The 3936-nt window shown below is 68.0% G+C and carries 5 protein-coding genes; 4 read left to right on the top strand and 1 reads right to left on the bottom strand.

Translation table 11 applies throughout. The features are described 5' to 3' along the window. The first annotated feature begins 121 nt into the window (after positions 1-121). The 4 genes from IV113_RS22310 to IV113_RS22295 are packed head-to-tail and all read left to right on the top strand — an operon-like array spanning position 122 to position 2377. On the top strand, positions 122-682 hold the full coding sequence (locus IV113_RS22310) for a methylated-DNA--[protein]-cysteine S-methyltransferase (protein WP_291089755.1): 561 nt from the start codon (positions 122-124) through the stop codon (positions 680-682). Then, entirely contained in the window at positions 679-1599 is a 921-nt protein-coding gene (locus IV113_RS22305; protein ID WP_291089752.1) for an AraC family transcriptional regulator, read from the top strand. Before IV113_RS22310 ends, IV113_RS22305 begins: the two co-directional genes overlap by 4 nt. Continuing rightward, positions 1578-1937 (top strand): VOC family protein, encoded by a 360-nt coding sequence (locus IV113_RS22300; protein ID WP_291089750.1) that lies wholly within the window; start codon positions 1578-1580, stop codon positions 1935-1937. Before IV113_RS22305 ends, IV113_RS22300 begins: the two co-directional genes overlap by 22 nt. A gap of 14 nt (positions 1938-1951) precedes the next feature. After that, a complete protein-coding gene (locus tag IV113_RS22295; RefSeq protein ID WP_291089748.1) occupies positions 1952-2377 on the top strand; it encodes an SRPBCC family protein in 426 nt (141 codons plus the stop codon). 21 nt (positions 2378-2398) lie between these two features. Here the strand turns inward: IV113_RS22295 and IV113_RS22290 are convergent. Next, positions 2399-3936: cation:proton antiporter (locus tag IV113_RS22290; protein WP_291089745.1), on the bottom strand; the 1538-nt coding region annotated here is incomplete at its 5' end.

The following is a 3936-nucleotide window of genomic DNA, read 5'->3' as shown; positions in this document are numbered from 1 at the left end:
GTGCGCGCGCGCATGGAAGGCATCGTGAACATCACCAACCCGGCCGACCCGTTCCTCGAGCGTCCCGAGATCGGTGTGGCCTTGCGCGCGGCGCTGCGCGCCGTGTGATATCGAGACGGCCATGGGCGAGGGCGGCCACACCCTGTTCGACACCGCCATCGGTGTCTGCGGCATCGCCTGGGGGCCGGGTGGTGTGGTGGCGGTGCAGTTGCCCGAGGCCGAAGCAGAGCGCACACGTACGCGCCTGCTGAAGGGTTTTCCGCCGCTGCCTGCGGTGGACCAGCCGCCGGCGCCGGTGCAGGCGGCCATCGAAGGCGTTCAGGCCTTGCTGGAGGGCCGGTCGCGCAGCGATCTGCGCGAGATCGAACTCGACATGAGCCGCCTCACGCCGTTCCAGCGCGAGGTGTATGCGATGGCCCGCGCCATACCCCCCGGCCAGACCCGCACCTACGGCGAGATGGCCCAGGCCCTGGGCGATGTGGGCCTGGCCCGCGCCGTGGGGCAGGCCATGGGCCACAACCCGTTCGCGCCCATCGTGCCCTGCCACCGCGTGCTCGCGGCGGGCAGCCGCTCGGGCGGTTTTTCGGCCGGTGGTGGCGTGGCGACCAAGCTGCGCATGCTGCAGATCGAATGCGCGCAGATCGGTGGTGAACCCGGCCTGTTCGACGGAGACAACAGATGATCACCGCCACCGAATTGCAGGCCGGCCCGATCCGGGTGGTGGACTACCGCTGCAGCGCCGGTCCCGCCGAGAAACCGTTCACCGAGGTGCACACCGGCCACTCGGTTTCCTACGTGCGCAAGGGGACGTTCGGCTACCGGGTGGGTGGCGCGTCGTACGAACTGGTGGCAGGCTCGGTGCTGGTGGGCCACCCGGGCGACGAGTTCATGTGCACGCACGACCACCATGTCTGCGGCGATGAGTGCCTCGCGTTTCACCTCTCGCCCGGTTTCCTGGAACTGGTCGGTGGCGACAAAAGCAACTGGCGCACCGGCGGCCTGCCACCGCTGCCCGAACTCATGGTGCTGGGCGAGCTCGCGCAGGCGGTGGCCAGTGGCCGCAGCGACGCCGGTCTGGACGAAGTGGGTCTGTGGTTCGCGTCGCGTTTCGTGGATGTCGTGACGGGCCGCAGCCTCGTGCCGCAACCCACGACCGGGCGCGACCGACGCCGCGCCGTGGAGGCCGCGATGTGGATCGCTGCCCATTCGCACGAGGACATCGATCTGGACAAGGCGGCCGGTGAAGTGGCCTTGAGCCCATTTCATTTCCTGCGGCTGTTCTCGCGCGTGCTCGGCGTCACGCCGCACCAGTACCTGGTGCGTTCGCGGCTGCGCCACGCGGCGTGGCTGCTGACCGACAGCGAACAATCGGTGACCGACGTGGCGCTTGAGGTGGGCTTTGCCGATCTCAGCAACTTCGTGCGCACCTTCCACCGCGCGGCTGGCCTGTCGCCGCGCGGCTTTCGCCAGGCCGCCCGAACGGGCCCGAAAAATGACCGCAAGATTCTCCAAGACCGTGTGACCGCCCTGATCGACGATGACCGCCTGATCCACCCATCGAGCAGAAAGTCATCACCATGTACGACCATATCGGACTGAAAGTCAAAGACCTCGCCGCGAGCCGCCGTTTCTACGAAGCCGCGCTCGCACCCCTCGGCCACGTGCTGGGCTCTCACGACGACACCTACGCCGGCCTCGGCCCGAAAGGCGCGCCCGCGCTGTGGCTCTATGCGGTCCAAGGCGCCAAAGGCCCGGGCACGCACATTGCGTTGCGCGCCGCCGACCACAAGGCGGTGGACGCGTTCTACAAGGCGGGCCTGAAGGCGGGCGCCAAAGACAACGGCGGCCCCGGCCCGCGCCCCGACTACAGCCCGACCTATTACGCGGCCTTCCTGATCGACCCCGACGGCAACAACGTCGAAGCCGTCTGCCCCTGAACAGGAGCCGCACCATGGCCACCATCCAAAAGGAAATCGTCATTGAAGCGGGCCTGGACCGGGTCTGGGACGCGCTGCGCGACTTCAACGCCGTGCACCAGCGCCTGGCACCCGGCTTCGTGACCGACTGCCGCGTCGAGGAGGGCGCCCGCGTCGTGATCTTCGCCAATGGCATGGTCGCGCGCGAGCTGTTCGTGGGCCTCGACGAAAAGACGCATCGCCTGAGCTACGCCGCCGTCGGTGGCAAGCTCACGCACCACAACGCGTCAGCGCAACTGTTCGCGGAAGGCGCGCTGCGCACCCGCTTTGTCTGGACTGCCGATGTGCTGCCCCACGAGTTGGCGGGCTTCGTTGACGCAATGATGGAACAGGGAGCAACCACGATGAAGCGAACGCTGGAAGAGGGTGAAAAAGCGCTGCACGCGCAGCGTGGAAACTGAAGCCGGACCTCGTCTGAATCTTCAGGCGGGGTCTTGCGCGGCCTGGTGTGCGGCGGCCTCCTTCACCTGGTTGCCCAGCACCAGCGCGCGTCCAGCAAAGATGCCACCGGCCGCTTCCATGTCCATGCGCTCGGCGTCGCGCCGGCGCAGGTGTTCCATCACCTCGTCGGCTTCTTCTTCGGCAGCGCCCAAGGTCAAGATGGCTTGGCGGCCCATGGCCATGGCGGACTCGAAGGTCTCGCGCACGAGGTAGCCCGCGTCGGCCTTCTTGCGCAGTTCCAGCACGTGTTCGCGGTCAAAGGCGCGCACCAGCAGTTCAGCCTGGGGGAACTCGGTTTTGGCCAGTTCGGCGAGGCGCGTGGCGGCTTCCTTGTTGTCGACACACACCAGGATGGCGCTGGCCGAGTGCGCACCGGCCGCGTGCAGCACATCGGCACGGCAGCCGTCGCCGTAGTACACCTTGAAGCCGTAGGCCTCGGCGTCGCGGATCATCTGCACGTTGTTGTCGATGATGGTGATGCTCGCACCGCGCGCGATCACGCCCTGACTGGCAATCTGCCCGAAGCGGCCGAAGCCGACCACCAGCACGCTGGCGGCCTGACCACTGACGGCCTCGATGCCGTCCATGGACACGCCGGGCTTCGTGGCCAGGCGCCGGTGCACCAGCACCACCAGCGGGGTGAGCGCCATCGAGAGCACCACGATGGCGGTCATGTTGGCGTTGACCACCGGGTCGATCACTTGTGCGCCCAGCGCGGCGCCGAACAGCACGAAGGCGAACTCGCCACCCTGCGCCATCAGCACCGCGCGGTCCAGCGCGTCCGCGTGCGAGCTTTTCGCGAAGCGCGCCACGCCGTAGATGCAGAGCGCCTTGACCACCATCATGGCCACCACCCCGGCCACGATGATGGGCCAGTTGCTCGCTACGGCGGCCAGGTCCAGCGACATGCCCACGCTCAGGAAGAACAGACCGAGCAGCAGACCGCGGAAAGGCTCGATGTCGGCTTCAAGCTGGTGGCGGAAGGTGGATTCGGACAGCAGCACGCCGGCAATGAAAGCGCCCATGGCCATGGACAGGCCGCCCACCTGCATGAGCAGGGCCGCGCCCAGCACCACCAGCAGCGCGGCGGCGGTCATCACTTCGCGCGCCTTGGCGTTGGCCAGCACGCGGAACAAGGGGTTGAGCAGCCACACGCCGGCAGCCACCAGCGCCACCAGTGAGCCCAAGGCCAGGCCGATGGTGCCCCAGCGCGACGACGTGGCCGCTGCCGTTCCCGCCAGGTCGGGTGGCGCCATGAAGGTCACCACGGCCAGCAGCGGCACGATCAGCAGGTCTTCAAACAGCAGGATGGCGACGATCTTCTGACCCCGTGGCTGGGCCATGTCGCCGCGTTCGCCCAGCAGTTGCATCACCACGGCGGTGGAGGTGAGCACGAAGCCCATGGCGCTCACGAAGGACACGCCCAGCGGAAAGCCGAAGGCCAGGCCCACGCCGGTGAGCAAGAGGCCGCACACCACCACCTGCAGGCTGCCCAGGCCGAAGATCGCGCGGCGCAGGC

This window comes from Hydrogenophaga sp. (genome assembly GCF_018780385.1).
Taxonomy (GTDB): domain Bacteria; phylum Pseudomonadota; class Gammaproteobacteria; order Burkholderiales; family Burkholderiaceae_C; genus Hydrogenophaga.
The sequence above is the reverse complement of the archived record's forward strand: the minus strand, read 5'-3'. Positions and strand labels throughout refer to the sequence as shown.